At 45.3% G+C, this 19,552-nt stretch carries 15 protein-coding genes; 14 read left to right on the top strand and 1 reads right to left on the bottom strand.

Going from position 1 to position 19,552, the window contains the following annotated elements; genetic code table 11:
• Positions 1-144 precede the first annotated feature (144 nt).
• From HUB64_RS04610 to panP, 10 genes are all read left to right on the top strand, one after another.
• Positions 145-2,097, top strand: coding sequence for an OmcA/MtrC family decaheme c-type cytochrome (locus HUB64_RS04610; RefSeq protein ID WP_173496499.1), 1,953 nt, complete (start codon positions 145-147; stop codon positions 2,095-2,097).
• Between the two features lie 68 nt (positions 2,098-2,165).
• Positions 2,166-3,167 (top strand): decaheme c-type cytochrome MtrA, encoded by a 1,002-nt coding sequence (gene mtrA, locus HUB64_RS04605; protein WP_173496498.1) that lies wholly within the window; start codon positions 2,166-2,168, stop codon positions 3,165-3,167.
• A gap of 12 nt (positions 3,168-3,179) precedes the next feature.
• Complete coding sequence (locus HUB64_RS04600) at positions 3,180-5,267, top strand: MtrB/PioB family decaheme-associated outer membrane protein (protein WP_173496497.1); 2,088 nt, start codon at positions 3,180-3,182, stop codon at positions 5,265-5,267.
• Between the two features lie 216 nt (positions 5,268-5,483).
• Positions 5,484-6,089 (top strand): hypothetical protein, encoded by a 606-nt coding sequence (locus HUB64_RS04595; RefSeq protein ID WP_173496496.1) that lies wholly within the window; start codon positions 5,484-5,486, stop codon positions 6,087-6,089.
• A gap of 110 nt (positions 6,090-6,199) precedes the next feature.
• Positions 6,200-6,880 carry a uracil-DNA glycosylase family protein gene (locus tag HUB64_RS04590; protein ID WP_173496495.1) on the top strand — a complete coding sequence of 227 codons (681 nt, stop codon included), beginning with the start codon at positions 6,200-6,202 and terminating at the stop codon, positions 6,878-6,880.
• A gap of 8 nt (positions 6,881-6,888) precedes the next feature.
• Complete coding sequence (locus HUB64_RS04585; protein WP_173496494.1) at positions 6,889-8,127, top strand: sugar diacid recognition domain-containing protein; 1,239 nt, start codon at positions 6,889-6,891, stop codon at positions 8,125-8,127.
• A gap of 209 nt (positions 8,128-8,336) precedes the next feature.
• On the top strand, positions 8,337-9,344 hold the full coding sequence (locus HUB64_RS04580) for a catalase family peroxidase (RefSeq protein WP_173496493.1): 1,008 nt from the start codon (positions 8,337-8,339) through the stop codon (positions 9,342-9,344).
• 325 nt (positions 9,345-9,669) lie between these two features.
• A complete protein-coding gene (locus tag HUB64_RS04575) occupies positions 9,670-11,028 on the top strand; it encodes a GntP family permease (RefSeq protein WP_173245672.1) in 1,359 nt (452 codons plus the stop codon).
• A 232-nt stretch (positions 11,029-11,260) separates the two neighbouring features.
• Positions 11,261-12,475: a glycerate kinase gene (locus tag HUB64_RS04570; protein WP_105252951.1), complete on the top strand. Its 1,215-nt coding sequence runs from the start codon at positions 11,261-11,263 to the stop codon at positions 12,473-12,475.
• 281 nt (positions 12,476-12,756) lie between these two features.
• A complete protein-coding gene (panP, locus tag HUB64_RS04565; RefSeq protein ID WP_173245675.1) occupies positions 12,757-14,406 on the top strand; it encodes a pyridoxal-dependent aspartate 1-decarboxylase PanP in 1,650 nt (549 codons plus the stop codon).
• Between the two features lie 546 nt (positions 14,407-14,952).
• Here the strand turns inward: panP and HUB64_RS04560 are convergent.
• Entirely contained in the window at positions 14,953-15,891 is a 939-nt protein-coding gene (locus HUB64_RS04560; protein ID WP_173496492.1) for a hypothetical protein, read from the bottom strand.
• A 1,040-nt stretch (positions 15,892-16,931) separates the two neighbouring features.
• Between HUB64_RS04560 and HUB64_RS04555 the strand changes: the two genes are divergently transcribed.
• The 4 genes from HUB64_RS04555 to HUB64_RS04540 all read left to right on the top strand — a co-directional run bounded on the left by HUB64_RS04555 (position 16,932) and on the right by HUB64_RS04540 (position 19,367).
• On the top strand, positions 16,932-17,306 hold the full coding sequence (locus tag HUB64_RS04555) for a hypothetical protein (RefSeq protein ID WP_173245680.1): 375 nt from the start codon (positions 16,932-16,934) through the stop codon (positions 17,304-17,306).
• Positions 17,307-17,450: 144 nt separating this feature from the next.
• Entirely contained in the window at positions 17,451-17,903 is a 453-nt protein-coding gene (locus HUB64_RS04550; protein WP_173496491.1) for a hypothetical protein, read from the top strand.
• 353 nt (positions 17,904-18,256) lie between these two features.
• Positions 18,257-18,565, top strand: a complete 309-nt coding sequence (locus HUB64_RS04545; protein WP_173496490.1) for a hypothetical protein — start codon at positions 18,257-18,259, stop codon at positions 18,563-18,565.
• A 145-nt stretch (positions 18,566-18,710) separates the two neighbouring features.
• A complete protein-coding gene (locus tag HUB64_RS04540; protein WP_173496489.1) occupies positions 18,711-19,367 on the top strand; it encodes a Vat family streptogramin A O-acetyltransferase in 657 nt (218 codons plus the stop codon).
• Positions 19,368-19,552: the final 185 nt, after the last annotated feature.

The following is a 19,552-nucleotide window of genomic DNA, read 5'->3' as shown; positions in this document are numbered from 1 at the left end:
GGTCATGTTAGGTTAGCCTTTCCTTGGGGAATTCTATTTCCAGCATCCACTTAAGTCGCTTCTAATGACCAAAAACACAGACATAGAATCTGTTGGCTCTAGAACATAGCGTTTAAGCAATGCCAAACCTATGCAGGGAAAAAAATGATGAACGCACAAACAACTAAAATCGCACTGCTGTTAGCAGCAAGTGCAGTCACTATGGCCTTAGCGGGCTGTGGTGGCAGTGATGGTAATGATGGTAATCCCGGTGAACCTGGTGGCGAACCTGCTCCAGCGATTCAAACCCTTAATTTCGCCTTTGACAAATCTGTCGTCACTAACGGTATTCCGAGTGTTGAGTTTACCGTCACTAACGAAAATGATTTACCCGTTGTTGGCCTACAAAAAATGCGTTTTGCCGCAGCACAATTAATCCCACAAGGTGCAACTGGTGCAGGTAATGCGTCACAATGGCAATACTTTGGTGATGAAACCTGTGATGTCGCTGCAACATGCCCAGGGACTTTCGTTGACAAGAAAAACGGTCACTACAGTTATACTTTTAGCATGAACCTGACCGCTAACACTAAAGTCACCTATAACGAACAGTTAGCTCAACGAGTATTAATCCGCGCTTATAACACTCCGCTTCCCGATGGTACTCAAGTACCAAACAGTAACGCCTTTGTCGACTTCACTGCCGATACTGGCGCACTGCCAACATATAGTCGCAAAATTGTCGCCACAGAAAGCTGTAATACTTGTCACCAAGATTTAGCCAATGTTAAACATGGCGGCGCGTATTCTGACGTTAATTACTGTGCAACTTGCCACACAGCCGGAAAAGTTGGCGTAGGTAAAGAGTTTAATGTTCTCGTTCACGCTAAACACAAAGACCTCACCTTAGGCTCATTAGAAAGCTGTCAAAGCTGTCACGCAGCAAATGAGGCTACGCCTGATTGGAGTAATTGGTCACGTATCCCAACTGCCGCCTCATGTGGAAGCTGCCATAGCGCAGTGGACTTTGCTGCCGGTAAAGGTCACTCACAACAGCTAGATAACTCTAACTGTATCGCCTGTCATAACAGCGATTGGACTGCAGAACTGCACACAGGTAAGACTGCAGACAAAAAAGCCGTTATCGCTCAGTTAGGTATGTCAGCAGCACTTGCTGGTCAAGCTGATGATACTGCAGTATTAACCGTGTCTATCTTAGACAAAGATGGTAACGCAATTGATGCGGCAACCGTTCAAGATAAGATTAAACGTTTAGAGTCCGTTACCAACGTTGGCCCTAACTTCCCGATCATGGGCTACAACCCAAGTCCAGGTAGCGGTAAAGCGAAAATAGCGAAAGACTTAGTCAAAGATGGTGCACTGCAAGAAGGTGTAACCTTAGTTGACGGTAAATTGATCTTTACAACACCCGCTCTACCTTTCGGTGCAGGCGATACTGATACCGCCTTTACCATTATCGGTTTAGAAGTGTGTAGCACTGGTACAAGCTTAACCGCATGTACCGCAGACAGCGCAACAACGAGCATGAAAGCCGAACTAGCTTTTGGCACTAAGTCTGGTAAAGCACCGAGCATGCGTCATGTTAACTCAGTTGAGTTTGGTACCTGTCAAGGTTGTCACGGTGATAGCTTCGAAATTCACAAAGGCCACCATGCGGGTTTTGTGATGACAGAACAGCTATCACATGCAAAAGATGCCAGCGGTAAGCCAATCGTAGGTGTGGATGCGTGTGTCGCTTGTCATACCCCAGATGGTACCTATGCAAATGGTGCTAACAAAGGTGCGTTGGAGATGAAATTACACGTTGTTCATGGTAAACAAGGTGTCATTAAAGAATGTACCCAATGTCATAACGACTTCAACCTAGATGCATTCAAGGTCAAAGGCGCTCTGGCAACAACTGCGGGTAAATACACCACGCCAATCACTGCCACTTGTACTTCATGCCACGCGCCAGAATCTATTGGCCACGGCTTAGAAAATATGGGCGCGATTGTGAACGGTGATTATGTTCAAGCCAATCAAGCGGCGCAGTCAGAAACCTGTTTCTACTGTCACAAACCCACACCAACAGATCACACTCAGGTGAAGATGTAATTTGCCCAAGCAGGGGGAGTTCGCTCCCCCTTTCTTGAATTTTGTTGGGACAAATTGGGAAGCCTATTATGAAGAACAGCCTAAAAATGAAAAACCTACTGCCGGCACTTGTCATCTCCATGGCAATGTCTGCAGTGATGTCTTTATGCATCACACCGAGTGCACACGCCTCAAAGTGGGATGACAAAATGACTCCAGAACAAGTCGAAGCCACCTTAGATAAGAAGTTTGCCGAAGGCAGCTACTCCCCTAAAGGGGCCGATTCTTGCATCATGTGCCATAAGAAATCTGAAAAAGTGATGGACCTCTTCAAAGGTGTTCATGGCGCCATTGATTCATCAAAGAGCCCAATGGCTGGCCTGCAATGTGAAGCCTGTCATGGTCCTATGGGTCAACACAATAAAGGCGGCAACGAGCCGATGATCACTTTTGGTAAGCAATCGACCTTAAGTGCAGAAAAACAAAACAGTGTCTGTATGAGCTGTCACCAAGATGATAAACGCGTATCTTGGAACGGTAGTCACCATGACAATGCCGATGTTGCTTGTGCCTCATGCCACCAAGTGCATGTCGCAAAAGATCCTGTGTTATCAAAAAACACCGAAATGGAAGTCTGTACTAGCTGTCACACTAAGCAAAAAGCAGATATGAATAAACGCTCGAGTCACCCACTAAAATGGGCTCAAATGACCTGTAGCGATTGTCATAATCCCCATGGGAGCATGACAGATTCCGATCTAAACAAGCCTAGCATTAACGAAACCTGTTACTCCTGCCACGCCGAGAAACGCGGCCCAAAACTGTGGGAACATGCACCCGTCACTGAGAACTGTGTGACTTGCCACAATCCTCACGGCAGTGTGAATGATGCCATGTTGAAAACCCGCGCACCGCAGCTGTGTCAGCAATGTCACGCCAGCGATGGCCACGCCAGCAATGCTTACTTAGGTAACACTGGTTTAGGTTCAAACGTCGGCGACAATGCCTTTACGGGTGGAAGAAGCTGTTTAAATTGCCACAGTCAGGTCCATGGTTCAAACCATCCATCTGGCAAGCTATTACAGCGCTAAGGAGACGAGAAAATGAAATTTAAACTCAATTTGATCACTCTGGCGTTACTAGCAAACACAGGTTTTGCAATAGCGGCCGACGGGTATGGCTTAGCCAATGCCAATACAGAAAAAGTCAAAATGTCCGCTTGGAGCTGTAAAGGCTGCGTTGTTGAAACGGGTACGTCTGGCACTGTGGGTGTTGGCGTCGGTTACAACAGCGAAGAGGATATTCGCTCGGCGAATGCCTTTGGGACTTCAAACGAAGTTGCGGGTAAATTTGATGCCGATGTCACCTTCCGTGGTGAGAAAGGCTATCAAGCCAGCGTTGAAGCTTATCAACTGGGCATGGATGGTGGCCGTTTAGATGTCAATGCGGGCAAACAAGGCCAGTATAATGTTAATGTAAACTATCGCCAAATCGCCACTTACAACAGTAATAGCGCCTTAACGCCCTACTCTGGTGTCGGCAGCGATAATTTAACCTTGCCAGACAACTGGGTAACTGCGGGTTCAAGCAGCCAGATGCCGTTACTGATGGACAACCTAAATGCCTTAGAACTGTCGCTCAAACGTGAGCGCACAGGGTTAGGTTTTGACTATCAAGGTGAATCGCTGTGGAGTACGCATGTGAGCTACATGCGTGAAGAAAAAACCGGCTTGAAAAAAACATCAGGTGGATTCTTTAACCAATCCATGATGTTAGCTGAGCCAGTTGATTACACCACTGACTCCATTGAAGCCGGCATTAAACTCAAAGGCGATCGTTGGTTCACTGCACTTAACTACAATGGCTCAATTTTTAAGAACGAGTACAACCAGTTAAACTTCGACAGTGCCTTCAATCCGACCTTTGGTGCTCAAACCTCTGGCACTCTCGCCCTTGACCCTGACAACCAGTCACACACAGTGTCGCTCATGGGCCAATACAACGACAATACCAATGTGTTAACAGGTCGTGTGCTTGCGGGACAAATGAGTCAAGACCAAGCATTAGTCACTTCAGGCTATGGCTATCAAGTGCCGACAGAGGCCGTTGATGCCAAAGTTGACCTCACAGGGTTGAACTTAAAAGTCGTCAGTAAAGTGACTAACTCACTGCGCTTAAGTGGTAGCTACGACTATAGCGACCGTGATAACAATACTCAAATTGAAGAGTGGACCCAAGTCAGCATCAACAATGTCAATGGTAAGGTGGCCTATAACACCCCTTACGATAACACTAGCCAACGCTTCAAAGTGGCGGCGGATTATCGTATTACCCATGGACTGAAGCTTGATGGCGGCTATGACTTCAAACGTGACGACCGTAATTATCAAGACCGTGAAACCACGGATGAAAATACTGTTTGGGCACGTTTGCGCGTTAACAGCTTTGAAACTTGGGATATGTGGGTTAAGGGCAGTTACAGTCAGCGTGATGGCTCGCAATATCAAGCTTCTGAATGGACATCTTCTGAAACCAACAGCCTGTTACGTAAGTACAATCTGGCTAACCGCGACAGAACCCAGATTGAAGCTCGAGTCACCCACTCGCCAATCGACAGCTTGACCATAGATTTCGGTGCCCGTTACGCATTAGATGACTACTCTGACACAGTTATTGGCTTAATTGAGTCAAAAGACACCAGTTATGATGCCAACATCAGCTACATGATCACCGATGATTTACTAGCGACAGCCTTCTACAACTACCAAATCATTGAGTCTGAACAAGCGGGAAGCAGTAATTACAGCACCCCAACGTGGACAGGATTCATTGAAGACAATGTAGATGTGATCGGGGCAGGCCTGAGCTACAACAACTTGCTTGAGAACAAGTTACGCATGGGATTGGATTACACTTATTCAAACTCCGACAGTAACACTCAAGTCAGACAAGGTATCACAGGCGACTATGGCGATTATTTTGCCAAAGTGCACAACATTAACTTATATGCTCAATATCAAGCCACCGAGAAAATGGCGCTGCGCTTGGATTATAAAATTGAGAATTATAAAGACAATGATGCCGCCAATGATATCGCCGTCGATGGGATCTGGAACGTCGTAGGCTTTGGCAGCAATAGCCATGACTACACAGCGCAAATGATCATGCTGAGCATGAGTTACAAACTCTAATCGATACTGTTCATAACACGAAAAGCCCGCATTTTGCGGGCTTTTGTTTAAGTGCAGCAGGATCTTTTAAAGCGATAACGTCATGGCAGATAAACGTAAAAATCTTGAATAAGATCAGACTCTGGCGCGAAAGTCCGCCCATAAAAACCTTAATCCTTGAGTTTTGGCTCACTTTAGCGGATCTTAATTCAATCTTTTAGTTAATCCTCTGAGCCCATGCGTATTTATTCTTCAATCTCCCAATCTCAGTGGCTGTTATCACTTTCTGCACTAGTGGGGCTAAGCCTATTACCCTTACCCGCCATGGCGTTCGACCCATCGGGTGGCGCAGCGAGCCTATTTATCATTTTAGGCCTCGGTGGTTTTACCTTAATCAATCTGTTTCTACAGGGCTTATTCTTTTTTGCGGGTCAGTATCGCAGCGCCACTTTTGCTAAACGCCATGTATTAAGCGCACTAATAGTGCCATTAATTGCCATTGCGTTAGCCATTTATGATCATAGAGGTTGGAGTGATTTCGCCCTTAACTTAGGTATTATCTGTGTCGGTATTGGACTGATTTTATTGCCACTACAGCTTTGCCAAATCGATAAGCCCACCAATCGCAATGCTGATTGGATCATCAGCCTAGGGGCATTATTTATCTTAACTTTGAGCTATGTGATTGCCCCCTTAGCCTTCTTTACGATTGTACTGGCCCACATCTGTTTAGCTTCAAGCACAAATAAAATTCCTAAGATATTAAGTTATATCAGTTTAATCCTTGGCTATTCTCTTTTTGGCTACTGGGTATATCAAACAGTGATGATGCTCCAATCCTGATTGAAAATGAATGAGCAACGATAAAATTAGCGATTAAATTGACTAAGACGAATCTCACTAAAACACCATCGCCACTTTGCGTAACTGTATCGCCATCATGCTCGACATCAATGGCCAAACAGCTGGCAAAAATCAACGCCTGTACTTTATGTCAGGCCCATTTACCCTTAGCGCCCAAGCCGATATTGCAGGCCAGTACCCAAGCGCGGATTTTGATTGCAGGCCAAGCTCCGGGCGTAAAAACCCACCATAAAGGCATACCTTTTGACGATGCCAGCGGTGAACGGCTGCGCACTTGGTTGAATGTCACGCGGGAGCAATTCTACGACCCCAATCTTTTTGCCATTATCCCTATGGGATTTTGTTTTCCGGGCAGTATCGAAAAAAACGGTAAAAAGCAGGGTGATAAACCACCGCGCCCCGAATGCGCTGCCACTTGGCATCAGGCCTTGCTCGCCCTAATGCCACAAATAGAGCTAATTGTGATCCTCGGCCAATATGCCATCGACTATCATCTACCGCGCGAATCGTCCGAGGCCGTAAACCCCACTTCGCCGATCACTAAGCATCAAACAACCGGCACTAACGTAACTGTCATCCCCAAACTGAAACCAATAACAGTGACCCAAGCATGCGCGCAATGGCAGCAATATTGGCCTAAGTATCTTGTCTTGCCGCACCCAAGCCCGCGTAATAATCTTTGGCTTAAGCAGCATCCTGAGTTTGAACGCGATATGCTACCCAGATTAAGAATGCGTATTGCATCCCTATTAAACCTTCAACCCCACTAGGCGCCTGTATGTATCTACTTGATTCTGCCATCGCTAAGCAAATTGTGAGTCGCACAATGAAAATCATTGGCCACAATATCAATGTGATGAACGGCCAAGGGGTGATTTTAGGCTCAGGCGACCCTAAGCGTATAGGGTCAACCCACGAAGGCGCGCTGCTGGCGATTACCCAAAATCGCAATGTGGAGATCAGTCAAGAAGTCGCCTCAGGGCTGCATGGCGTTAAGCCAGGCATCAATTTACCCTTACATTATCAAGGACAAATTATCGGCGTCGTCGGCATTACCGGTGATCCGTGTGAGCTCACCCATTATGGTGAGTTACTTAAAATGACCGCCGAAATGATTGTTGAACAAGCCAACCTGCAGGATAAATTGCAATGGGAGAATCGCCAGCGTGAAGAGTTTATTCTGCAATTGATCAAAGCTGAAACCGATGATGCACAGTTGCACCGCTGGGCAAAACAGCTCGACATTGATATCAGCCTGCCAAGAGTCGCGGCCATTATTGAGATCAGCGAGAAAAACATCCAGAAACACCATTTAAAAACCGACACAACCCCATCGGCCTTGTTCTTAGCTGAGGCATCCACTCAGCCCGCCGATGAACGCAGCCCCAGAGTCAGTGAAACCCTCAAGCAAGTGCTGCATCTATTGCAATATCCTGACCGTGGTAACTTGATTGCCATGACCTCAATGTCGCAGTTGGTGATCCTAAAGCCTGCTTTTTTAGATGGAAAACAATGGGATCCTGAGCTTGAAAATCAGCGCATTGATAAGCTGTTGCAGCGCTTACCCGCCCAGATGGATTTAAACTTTAAGATTGCCCTCGGCCATTTCTTCCCCGAAAAAGGTGGGATAGCGCGCTCCTATCACACAGCTCAAGAAACTTTAGCACTCGGTAAGCAGCTCAATGCAGAAGGGAATAAATACCTATTTGAAGATTATTCCCTACAAGTGTTACTTGCAGGGCTAAAACATGACTGGCGCGGTCAGGCGCTGGCAACGCCCTATCAGCAACTCGCCAAGGCGGATAAAAACGGCCAATTACGAAAAACCTTAGCGGCTTACATCACCCACTTTGGCGATGCACAGCAATGCGCTAATGCCCTGTTTATTCATCGCAATACACTGAGATATCGCCTTGATAAAATTCAGCAAATCACCCAAGCCGACATTCAATCCCTGCATGGATTATTGAGCCTGTATCTTGGGCAATTAATTGATACTTCGACTCGCTTAACTTAATGCTCAAATGACTTAGCAACTCAACAGATTAGCCAGAAAAAAGCCCGCAGATGACGGCGCAAGCCTGATGGCCAGATCAATTGAGTAAAACTTGGCCTGTACTAAAAAATTAATTGAAAGATTTATACCGTATCCCCTTTCCTATCCTTTCATATAGTATCGCGTCGATATGCTAGCGCTCTCGACTTAGTCCATTGAAAGGAATGATAATGACCTCAATCAAACTGACTTTACTCGCCAAAGCTTGTCTCATTAGCGGCATTGCGCTGACTTCACCTTCGTTAATCGCGGCCGAGAAAACCATTCCCGAACTGGTCGATGCCGTCAACGGCACACCCGATGCGGCAAGTCGCGAGGCGGGTAAAAATGTCAAACTGCGTAATCACACTAAGGGATTTTGTACCTCAGGCAGTTTTAAACCGAATCCACAATTACAACAAACGTTGGCAATTCCATTTTTTAATCAAGATAGTATCAAGGTCACAGCCCGCTTTTCCCTCGGCGGTACAAATCCGCAGATCTCAGATAAAACCGCTGGGCGCTTTATGTCACTCAAAATTGACGGCGATAAAGAAAATCTTAACTTTGTCACCACTAACGTTCCCGTTTTCTTTGCCAAAAATCTCGAAGAGTTTTTTAACTTTCAGACCAAAGTGAAACAAGGTCCTGAAGGTAAACAGTGGCTTATTGATAATCAACCCAGCGCCAAAGCTTTTTTCGACTACGTTAAACAGTTGCCTCCCAGCCCAAGTTTTGCCAACAGCCGCTACTTTGGTGTAAATAGTTTCCTGTTCAGCACGCCAAAAAACAGTGTTCTTCAAGGTGAAACGGTCGCGGGTAAATGGATTTTTGAACCTGTCGCAGGTACTGCCGCGCTGTCAGCCAGTGAACTTGCCAATCTCAGTGATGATTTTTTAAAGGCGGAATTACTCGAGCGCATTAAAACCCAGCCAGCACAATGGAACCTTTATATTCAACTCGCCGAAATGGGGGATGAGATTAATGACCCAACTGTGATCTGGCCTGAAACTCGCCAGCGTTTACTGGTAGGCCAAGTGATGATTAACGGTGAGCGAGATAGCGATCCCCAAGTGCAACAGTGTGATAAAGGCATATTTAACCCACTGTTATTGCCTAAGGGCATTACTGCATCTGCTGATCCGATACTCAATGCCCGCACCGCAGCCTATGTAGAATCCTTTATTCGTCGTCAATAAAGAGTCGAGTTAAGTCCCTCCTGTTTAGGATTGGCAAATAGCCCTATTTGCCAATCCTTATCGACAAGCGCCTCCCTTACCGACAAAACGCCTCCTCCTGCATTCGAATTCACCTAAGCATTTTTGTGCATGAGCACAAAAATGGCGAAACATAACGCGGTAATTCCGTGGATTTAGCCAAAGCTATTCAAACATACCTGCACAATAATAGGATGACCTTAAAGCAGCCCTCATTTGGACTCAGGCCCAAATAAGCACTGCGCCCTACAATATAAGTCAAAAAACTTACTCAAAAACTTCAGCCAAGAACTGAACGGGACAAACTATGAACTTAGTGCTTATTCTCATCGGCGTGATTGCATTTATTGTTATCGCGACCTCCAAATTTAAACTCCACCCCTTTTTAACCTTAATTCTGGCCGCCTTTATCGCGGCCTTCGCCTATGGCTTGCCGAGCGGGGAAATCGCTAAAACCATTACCACAGGGTTTGGCAATATTTTAGGCTATATCGGCTTAGTAATCGTCTTAGGCACTATCATAGGGATTATTCTGGAAAAAAGCGGCGCCGCCATCACCATGGCCGATGTGGTGATCAAGATATTAGGTAAACGCTTCCCGACACTCACTATGTCAATTATCGGTTATCTCGTGTCTATTCCAGTCTTTTGTGACTCGGGTTTTGTGATCTTAAACTCACTGAAACAATCGATGGCGAACCGCATGAAGGTCTCTAGTGTCTCCATGAGCGTTGCCTTAGCCACAGGTCTGTACGCCACTCACACCTTTGTACCGCCAACGCCAGGCCCTATCGCCGCCGCAGGCAACTTAGGTTTAGAGTCCAACTTAGGCTTAGTGATCGGTGTGGGTCTCTTTGTGGCCGCCGTTGCGGCACTCGCGGGTATGTTATGGGCAAACCGCTTTGCCGATGTTGAGCCCGATGGTGAAGGCGCAGAAGAACTTAAAGCGCAGGCCAGTGACTATGAAACGCTGAAAAAAAGCTATGGCACGTTACCAAGTCCATTAAAAGCTTTCGCACCGATTTTTGTGCCTATCGTATTAATTTGTTTAGGTTCTATCGCTAACTTCCCTTCAGCGCCTTTGGGTAAAGAAGCTGTGTTTGATGCGCTCGTGTTCCTTGGTCAGCCTGTTAATGCCCTGATGATTGGCCTGTTTTTATCCCTGCTGCTGTTAAAGGGTGAGAATAAGATCAGCGAATTTAGCGAACGCATCAGCCAAGGGCTCGTCACTGCCGCGCCGATTATTTTAATCACAGGTGCAGGCGGTGCCTTTGGTGCGGTATTAAAAGCCACGCCTATCGGTGACTTTTTGGGCACATCACTGTCGGCACTGGGTATCGGTATCTTCATGCCATTTATCGTCGCTGCCGCGCTTAAGTCAGCGCAGGGTTCATCGACGGTAGCGTTAGTCGCAACCTCTGCACTGGTTGCGCCTATGCTTGGCGATATTGGTCTTGGTAGCGATATGGGCCGAGTGTTAACAGTAATGGCGATTGGCGCAGGTGCGATGACCGTTTCCCACGCCAATGACAGCTTCTTTTGGGTCGTCACCCAATTTAGCCGCATGAGCGTCAAACAAGCCTATAAAGCCCAAACTATGGCGACCCTAATCCAAGGTGTAACGTCCATGGTAACTGTGTATGTGCTAAGCCTAGTGTTGCTCTAATATTAATGAGTTCTTGATTCAATATTGTCCCTTGGGCACATACTGTGCCCAAGATATAGTTCTGTTATACGCCCTAATAATTGCAACAGATTAATGTGCCAGTGATGGATATAAATTCCTTTATATCACCTCAGTTTTAGCACAGGGATGTTGCTGCGCCCAACGTAAGTGGCCTTGGGTTTAGTGTTCAACATTTAGCCCTGTTTTATCCCATTTAGCTGTAGGATTTTTAATGAAAATAGTTATCGCCCCCGACTCATTTAAAGAAAGCTTAAGCGCGCTCGAAGTGGCCAACGCCATAGAACAAGGCTTAAAACAAGTGATCCCCGACTGCGACATAGTCAAAATACCCGTTGCCGATGGTGGCGAAGGCACAGTGCAATCTATGGTGGACGCCACGGGCGGCAGTATTGTCAGCTTAGAAGTCATGGGGCCACTGGGACATAGAGTGCAAGCACACTATGGCATTCTTGGTGAAGGTATTCTCAGCGCTGCGATCAATACAAGTTCTGCTTCAGTTTCACGTGCAGATCCAACGAACAAATCGCCACATCGAGGCGCGATTGCCGTGATTGAAATGGCCTCAGCGTCTGGGCTACACCATGTGCCGAGGGAGCAACGTAACCCGCTGCTTACCACAAGTTATGGCACGGGCGAGCTAATTTGTGATGCGCTTAATCGGGGGATAAAGCACATCATTTTGGGGCTAGGCGGCAGTGCCACCAACGATGGCGGCGCGGGTATGGCCCAAGCGCTGGATATTTTATTGCTTGATGGCCAAGGTAAAACGCTACCTTCTGGCGGCGCAGCGCTGGCGAAACTCACCCAAATCGATATATCAAACGCTCATCCACTCTTACGTGAGTGCAGCTTCGAAGTTGCCTGCGATGTTGACAATCCACTGTGTGGCGAACGCGGCGCATCGGCAATTTTTGGTCCGCAAAAAGGTGCGACGCCCGAGATGGTTAAGCAGCTAGATGCCGCGCTTGCCCATTATGCCAATGTGATTGCTCGCAATGGCATTAGCGATCACCGCGATCATGCCGGAGCTGGTGCTGCTGGCGGTATGGGTCTTGGCGTGATGGCTTTTTTAAATGCCGAGCTTAAACCTGGGGTTGAGATTGTAATGCAAACCGTTGGCCTTGCGGACAAAATCCGTGGTGCCGATTTAGTGATCACAGGTGAAGGCCGCATCGATGGTCAAACCGTGTTTGGTAAAACCCCAATGGGCGTGTTAAAGCAAGCCAAACTGCAGGGCATTCCCACTATCGGTATCGCGGGCTGCCTCGGTGAAAACGCCAATGCCATATTGGATCACGGTATGGCGGCTATCTTCCCTATCATCCCGCACTTAAGTCCACTTGATGATGTACTGGCCAATGCCAAGCTAAACCTTTGCAATACCGCCCGAAATATCGGCGCGGTACTCATGTTAGGCCAACGCTAATACTGGAACTAATACTTAAGTAATTCCCTCTGTTTAATGATTTGAAGAAAGGCGCCATAACGGCGCCTTTGCTTATTTAGGCCGCAACGCTTTGGTAATACCAAATTTTAGTGCTTGATGCCTAAAAGGCCTTGCAGTAAAGTGAGCTCCCTTTTTAGTATTCCGCTGATTGAAAATTTGAGAGTCACTGATCGCGCATCACTGGTCGAAAGTCACTGGTCCGTTATACTCTTCGAGCAAATTTGCGGTTTCACTATAAAAATTAATAGACGGCAAGCCCCATGACCCAGAAACTCCCTCGCCAAGCCACAGCATCCGAAGAAAGTCTGCTCCGCATTTTTACTGCACCGGAAGATGCAGGATCAACGCTGAGTATTATCGAGCAGAAGCTCTCCGAGGACTTAGCAGGCTTTTTGGGTGACAGTATCGCCGCGCTCGAAAAACCCTTGTCGGAAATTGAAACCGATTTTCAAGCCTTTGAGATCCCAACTCAGCCGCGTTTTGTCTCCGATTACACCGACGAAATTATGCAGAATCTGGTGGCGCATTCTGTACACACAGCAGCACCGAGTTTTATCGGCCACATGACGTCGGCACTGCCCTACTTTGTGTTGCCGCTGTCGAAAATGATGGTGGGACTGAATCAAAATCTGGTCAAAATTGAAACCTCAAAGGCATTTACGCCGCTTGAGCGTCAAGTGCTCGGCATGATGCACCATTTGATTTACGACCAAGATACGGATTTTTATCAAAGCTGGATGCACAGCGCCAATCATTCCCTCGGCGCATTTTGCTCCGGCGGCACGGTTGCCAACATCACGGCCCTGTGGATTGCCCGTAACCAATTATTGAAGGCCGATGGCGAGTTTAAAGGCGTCAGCCGCGAAGGTTTACTCAAGGCACTGCGCCACTATGGCTATGACGATTTAGCGATTTTAGTCTCGGAGCGCGGTCACTATTCGCTAGGCAAAGCCGTCGATCTGCTTGGTATCGGTCGTGACAATATCATCAGCATTCCCACGGGCATCGATAACAAGGTCGATGTCGCGAAAATGCGCCAAGCCGCCCTTGAACTTGCCAGTAAAAACATCAAAGTGTTGGCGATTGTTGGTGTGGCTGGCACCACTGAAACCGGTAATGTTGACCCACTGACAGAGTTAGCGGCGCTGGCAAAAGAGTTAAATTGTCATTTCCATGTAGATGCGGCGTGGGGCGGAGCAAGTTTATTATCCAATAAATACCGCCACTTACTCGCAGGTATCGAACTTGCCGATTCAGTGACCATTGATGCCCACAAACAAATGTACGTGCCCATGGGCGCGGGCATGGTGTTATTTAAAGACCCAGAGTTCGCCCACGCCATCGCCCATCACGCCGAATATATTCTGCGCCGTGGTTCAAAGGATCTCGGCAGCCAAACGCTGGAAGGCTCACGCCCCGGCATGGCGATGTTAGTGCACGCTTGCTTGCAAATCATCGGCCGCGATGGGTATGAAATCTTAATCAACAACAGCCTTGAAAAAGCGCGTTATTTTGCAGAGCAAATCAAAGCCCATAAGGATTTTGAACTGGTTACTGAACCAGAACTGTGTCTGCTGACTTATCGTTATGTCCCTGCCAGCGTCCAAGCCGCCATGCAGTTTGCTATTGAGCAAGCTGACACAGTAAAACTTGCGCACTTTAACGAGCTGCTCGATGGCCTCACTCAGTTTATTCAAAAGCACCAACGCGAACAGGGTAAATCCTTCGTCTCCCGCACCCGCATTCAACCCGCGCGCTACTTTAGACAACCCACAGTGGTTTTTCGAGTGGTATTAGCTAATCCTTTGACTAGCCATGAGATCCTTAATCAAGTGCTTATCGAGCAAGGTGAAATTGCCACATTAGATAAAGAGTTCTTACCTGCGCTATTAGCTATGGTCAATGAATAGCGAGCGAGTTGGCATAAGCTTTAAATCTTATTTAAATCCAGAGTGTTAATCAAAAACAGCCGCAAATATTTGCGGCTGTTTTTGTTTGTTGAGCTAAATTTGCGGAAAGCTTGATGAAATAACAAAGATTAAAGGTTTATGTACAGTCGTAGATACGCCGAATTCCATTGCTTCCGTGACACGCCGTAAAGCCATCCATGGCGGCTCTGCGATGATATCCATATCATCGAAGGTCACGTCCGCAATCGAATTCGGCTTAGCAAATCTCGGTGTAATTTGCGGCAACGTTTTAAAAAGATGGAAGTTTAGCTATTGCGCTTGTTCTACCCCTTAATCAATTAAACGACGAACAGACGGGACGCGATTAACGCCACAAACACGCCGACAGCAATCGCCACAAAAGTTAAGCATGGTTTTCCCCTTGGGATACGCTGCCTCACGGCGGGCTAACGTGCCAACGCTTCACAGCGTTGGCTAAATACGCTTATAGGTACACGAAGATTTTAGGCAGGAGAAAAGCGTACCCGTTAACGGGTACGTGAGTGATTATGGTTGAATTATATCTTTAATTATTTTTTTCTTTTGAGCGTCTATATTACCCACAACCATAAAAAATGTGTCTTTAGTGCTAAAATTTTGTCTAAATATGTCATCCCCGACAGTTAAAAAACTTAACTCTCTATTAGAGTAAGATAATTTATTGATTACCTCTCCAATGTTCCGTATAAGAATTAACATTTTTGATATATCATAACTTGATATACTTTCATATTCTACGGTACTAAACTCCTCTAATGAAAGGGCTCTACTTTTATAAACTGCATAGCTTTTATTCAATGTGTAATGTTCAGTAGCACCCCTTAAACCAAGAGACTCAAGCAGTTCAAAAATCGCATCATCAAACTCGCGAATAATATCAAATTTATCTTTAATGCTTACACTTCCAAGCCGAACAACACCAGTTCCTAAGCTACCTCCACGACCATAAATTCTGGCAAAGGAACTTTGACTAAATAAATTGTCAAAAAAATCCCTATATAGAACTTCAACATCATTTATGTCTGATGTAAATTCAAATTTATTTGGTTTGTTTTTTGGGAATAAAAGATTGTAAAAAGAGTTAAAGCTAACAATCTTTACATCACTATCCAATAGTTTACTATCCAACTCTTCATTAATTATTTTTCGATGATGAAAATAATTGCTATAAGTATTTTGTGATATTGATATTTTAATTTGATACTGAGTTTCCTCACTTTTATGCAAGAGAGCTGCTAGTGCAAGTAATGCAACTGTAGCCTTCGCCACATCAATTGGAAAACTGAATAGACTGGTAGAAAAGCAGATGTTTGAGGCACACAGCTTAGAGTCATATTCCAAAACATCATTAATTATTATCGAGATTGATGACATGGTAAATATAATCAAACCAATAATAAAAATAATTTGAAAAGGCCTGTAGTCTTTTAGTTTTACTGTGCTCATAAATGTATAATAGTAGGTTGGTTTTACTAATGTTAATCATATGAACAAACTTAATCAATGAACTATTTTTCTTAGTTTATGTGCACAATTTAACTATTTCTATTTTGCCTCCTTGAATATTTCCTTTACTACCTGATTGGTATTCATATCCTTCATCACATTATCCAATGGAACCAGCTTCGCCAGCACATTGGGGCTGATATCCATTTCTGCGGCCATCATACGGCGGTCGGCGGCGCGGCTTTGGCGACCACAGCGAATAATGGTCGCATTACCTAATGCGGATTTGGCGATAATTTAAAGAGACACCCATTGTTAAATGTCTAAAAGTGGTTGTAAGCATTACTCGGTTTACTTTGCATGACTTGCAAACAACACAATAGCAGAAGGAGTTCACCTTCCCCTCGGAGTTGCCGCAGGGCGAATAGACAAATTGCGTGAGTCTTGCCATGGATGGCAAGCTAGCTTTCGCAGGTGCAGGAATGCATCCTTCGGAAGCGATAGCAAATTTGGCAATGAGCACAAGGGGCTTTCAACTCCGTTGGGGCGTCTTGGAGCATCCAAGGAGGATAGGACGAGCAGTCCTCCTTGGTCAGGTGTGGGGTGAAGCCCCACGACCTTGTTTTGTTTTTTATGCCACGACAGAAAAGAGTGAGGACACCCACATGTTTTTAAGATTAAAAATGAATATATGCCCTGATGTACCGACTTGAAAAGGGAAACTGATAGTGCGGGAACTGGCTAAAAAGGTACCCAGGAATTAACGAAATTAAGCACTCTTATGGAAGTGGCCGTTGGCGGCATGGCCGCTCATTCATATCTGACCCATAGGAGTAGGGGGAATATCACTATTATGTCGGGAACATAATTGACCATGTGACCGTGGCATTCGCGCATCCATATGCAGTAGATGCCGCCGTCGACCCCTCTGGGATGACTTTTATTATTTAAGCAGAGCGTGTCACTGGAATGAGAGTGCTTAATTGTGTCGCTGAATTTATAGTTTCAACATCAACACATCACTATATCAAGGAACGACTATGTACTTTATTGCAGCTTTTGGTCTATTGATGTTGTTATTAAGCCTAGTGATGGTTGTAAAACCTGCGTCTTTCTCGAAGGGTATTATTTCATTTAGCGAGCAGCCCTACTTCCATATTGCTGAAGTGTTTAGCCGAGTTATTGCGGGTCTCATTTTTACCCATTACTCAACCGATACTCAGTTTCCACAGACCATTTTTGCGATAGGTATTGTATTGTTCAGTGTTGGAATGGGCTTGGCGTTAACGCCTCCAAGGTTACATAGGAAGTTTGCGCTATTGTCTGCTCAATACTTCAACAATAAATTCCGTTTAATTGGTCTATTTTCCATCCCGTTATCTTTGTTACTTATCTATTCTGCTGTTGGCGCCTAAAAAATAGTATGCAATCCAACAACAAGGATTTTGTCACAATAATTTAGTTTTAGCTAAAGCATCGCCACTTGTAAAAAACAATGCTAAGGTAATGATTCGTATAACAAGTATAGCTTTCTAAGCAAAATCTGCAGGAGAAAAAGGATGTTTATCAGATATATTTTAATGCTCACTGCCGTGCTGCTATGCCTTTACCCTGTTTGGGGATTAGTGAGCCCAGCAAGCTACTTGCAGGAGATATTAGAGGTTTATCCCGATGCGGAACAAGCCAGTCATACTCAAGTACGAATTACGGCGGCTATTTTATGGATAAGCAATCTGACGCTATCATTTGGGTTACTATTTATTGCAAAATTCATTAAACAACCTCAAACGTACAAATTCGCAAAAATATCGTCTATCGCATTAATTAGCTATCCATTTATTCTGACGATAACAGAGGTAATTTCTCACAGTATTCTATACCGCCACCTAGAATATCCTACGCTGACAATCGAGTTTTCAGCGCAAAAAATGTTCTATTTCGTATTTGGCCTGATCATTCTGGGAATTTATCAATCCCAACAAGAGTACAAATGCGCCAAAGAGAATGGTTAATTTATCAACATGTTTTAGGGAAAAACCATTGAAGTTCTTTATCTCTTTTATCTTTGCTTTTATTGGCTCAAAATTATTATTCAAATACTTCGATTTTCACTACGATATTTTTAGCGACCCTTTGGATCCATTGAAATTTATTATTGATACGGGGGTGTTCGTTGTTATTTTTATATCAACACAGATACTGTATGAAAAATATTGGGAAAAACGAATAAACAAGAACAGCCATAATTCCCCCAACTAATGCACATAGGGATAATGCGCAGAGGGACTATGAATAATATATGCTGTTAACACGCTCACAAGCGCTAAGCGACCAACCGAAACCACATAGGAACAGAAAGCTTTATATGCAAAAAATCATTCTACCACTGCTCATGCTAAGTCTTGGCGCATTGCCTCTATATGCTCCAGCACAAGACACCAGCGCGTTATGGGGTAAAAAGTATGCTGAGGTGAAATCAAGTTTATTGGCTGCTGGCTGGGTATTAGCGCCCGTAGCAGAAGATGAAACGCCAATGACAGAAGATTACCCTGAAATAACCTGTGGTAGTGGCGCGATGGCAATTTGCTCTGTCGGCTTTATGCGAGACAAAACTACGCTTGCCTTAGTGGTTGAACCTATTGAAAATACACTTGTGGTGACGGGCGAGTACTAGTCCGGCTCATCCCGCTATCAACACCACCACAGGCACCACTGCAATAGGCACCACAATCAACACCGCAATAGGCACCACAAATTCGCACATCAGTTCGCATAAAAGAATGCACGTGTTAAGACGTACTTTAACGATGGAGACAGTTATGCCTGACACAACAACCCATTCCCAATTAGGCCCAAACCCTAACGATAGAGAACCAATGAAAGGCTTCCCTCAGGTTGGTTTTCTTAAAAACTTTATTACTCGCGAGAACATTATCGTCGGCGATTATACCTACTATGACGATCCTGCAGGGCCTGAAAGATTTGAGTCGAATGTGCTTTATCACTTTGACTTTATTGGCGATAAACTGATTATTGGTAAATTCTGCGCTATTGCGAAAGACGTGAAATTCATTATGAATGGCGCCAATCATCAAGTGTCTGTCTTTTCGACTTATCCCTTTTATATCTTTGGCAATGGCTGGGAAAAGGTAATGCCAGATCCCACCGATTTACCCCATAAAGGCGACACCTGTATCGGTAACGATGTGTGGATTGGTTATAACGCCACTATCATGCCTGGGGTGAAGATTGGCCACGGCGCAATTGTTGCCAGTCAATCCGTGGTGACGAAAGATGTGCCGCCCTACGCTGTGGTTGGCGGTAATCCTGCCACTGTCATCAAGCTCAGATTCGAGCAAAATGTGATAGATGAGCTCGTGACCATCGCTTGGTGGGATTGGCCGATAGAGAAAATCACTCAGCATCTACACGCCATAGCGGGCGCGGATCTGACTCAATTACAGCAGGCGGCCTAAGCAAAGCAGTCGAAAGCAAGACTGAGCCCTCAAATATCATGTAACTAATATCTCAAGTGACTAATATCTCGAGCGGCTAATATATCAAGAGACAAATATATCAACTGGCTAATATCAACTGACCAATATTAGCAATAGTGATTAATAAACAGTCATTAAACGCAAACAAAATCCAATATGCGCAA

Origin of the sequence: Shewanella sp. ISTPL2, from assembly GCF_013283205.1 — a bacterium.
Classification (GTDB): Bacteria; Pseudomonadota; Gammaproteobacteria; order Enterobacterales; family Shewanellaceae; genus Shewanella; species Shewanella oncorhynchi.
Note: the sequence above shows the minus strand (reverse complement) of the source record. Positions and strands in the feature narration are given on the sequence as shown.

Coding starts and splice junctions, on each gene's coding strand:
- HUB64_RS04570 (WP_105252951.1), top strand. CDS start 11,261: ATGAAAATAGTTATCGCCCCCGACTCATTTAAAGAAAGCTTAAGCGCG.
- mtrA (WP_173496498.1), top strand. CDS start 2,166: ATGAAGAACAGCCTAAAAATGAAAAACCTACTGCCGGCACTTGTCATC.
- HUB64_RS04590 (WP_173496495.1), top strand. CDS start 6,200: ATGGCCAAACAGCTGGCAAAAATCAACGCCTGTACTTTATGTCAGGCC.
- panP (WP_173245675.1), top strand. CDS start 12,757: ATGACCCAGAAACTCCCTCGCCAAGCCACAGCATCCGAAGAAAGTCTG.
- HUB64_RS04585 (WP_173496494.1), top strand. CDS start 6,889: ATGTATCTACTTGATTCTGCCATCGCTAAGCAAATTGTGAGTCGCACA.
- HUB64_RS04550 (WP_173496491.1), top strand. CDS start 17,451: ATGTTTATCAGATATATTTTAATGCTCACTGCCGTGCTGCTATGCCTT.
- HUB64_RS04610 (WP_173496499.1), top strand. CDS start 145: ATGATGAACGCACAAACAACTAAAATCGCACTGCTGTTAGCAGCAAGT.
- HUB64_RS04595 (WP_173496496.1), top strand. CDS start 5,484: ATGCGTATTTATTCTTCAATCTCCCAATCTCAGTGGCTGTTATCACTT.
- HUB64_RS04580 (WP_173496493.1), top strand. CDS start 8,337: ATGACCTCAATCAAACTGACTTTACTCGCCAAAGCTTGTCTCATTAGC.
- HUB64_RS04575 (WP_173245672.1), top strand. CDS start 9,670: ATGAACTTAGTGCTTATTCTCATCGGCGTGATTGCATTTATTGTTATC.
- HUB64_RS04600 (WP_173496497.1), top strand. CDS start 3,180: ATGAAATTTAAACTCAATTTGATCACTCTGGCGTTACTAGCAAACACA.
- HUB64_RS04540 (WP_173496489.1), top strand. CDS start 18,711: ATGCCTGACACAACAACCCATTCCCAATTAGGCCCAAACCCTAACGAT.
- HUB64_RS04555 (WP_173245680.1), top strand. CDS start 16,932: ATGTACTTTATTGCAGCTTTTGGTCTATTGATGTTGTTATTAAGCCTA.
- HUB64_RS04560 (WP_173496492.1), bottom strand. CDS start 15,891: ATGAGCACAGTAAAACTAAAAGACTACAGGCCTTTTCAAATTATTTTT.
- HUB64_RS04545 (WP_173496490.1), top strand. CDS start 18,257: ATGCAAAAAATCATTCTACCACTGCTCATGCTAAGTCTTGGCGCATTG.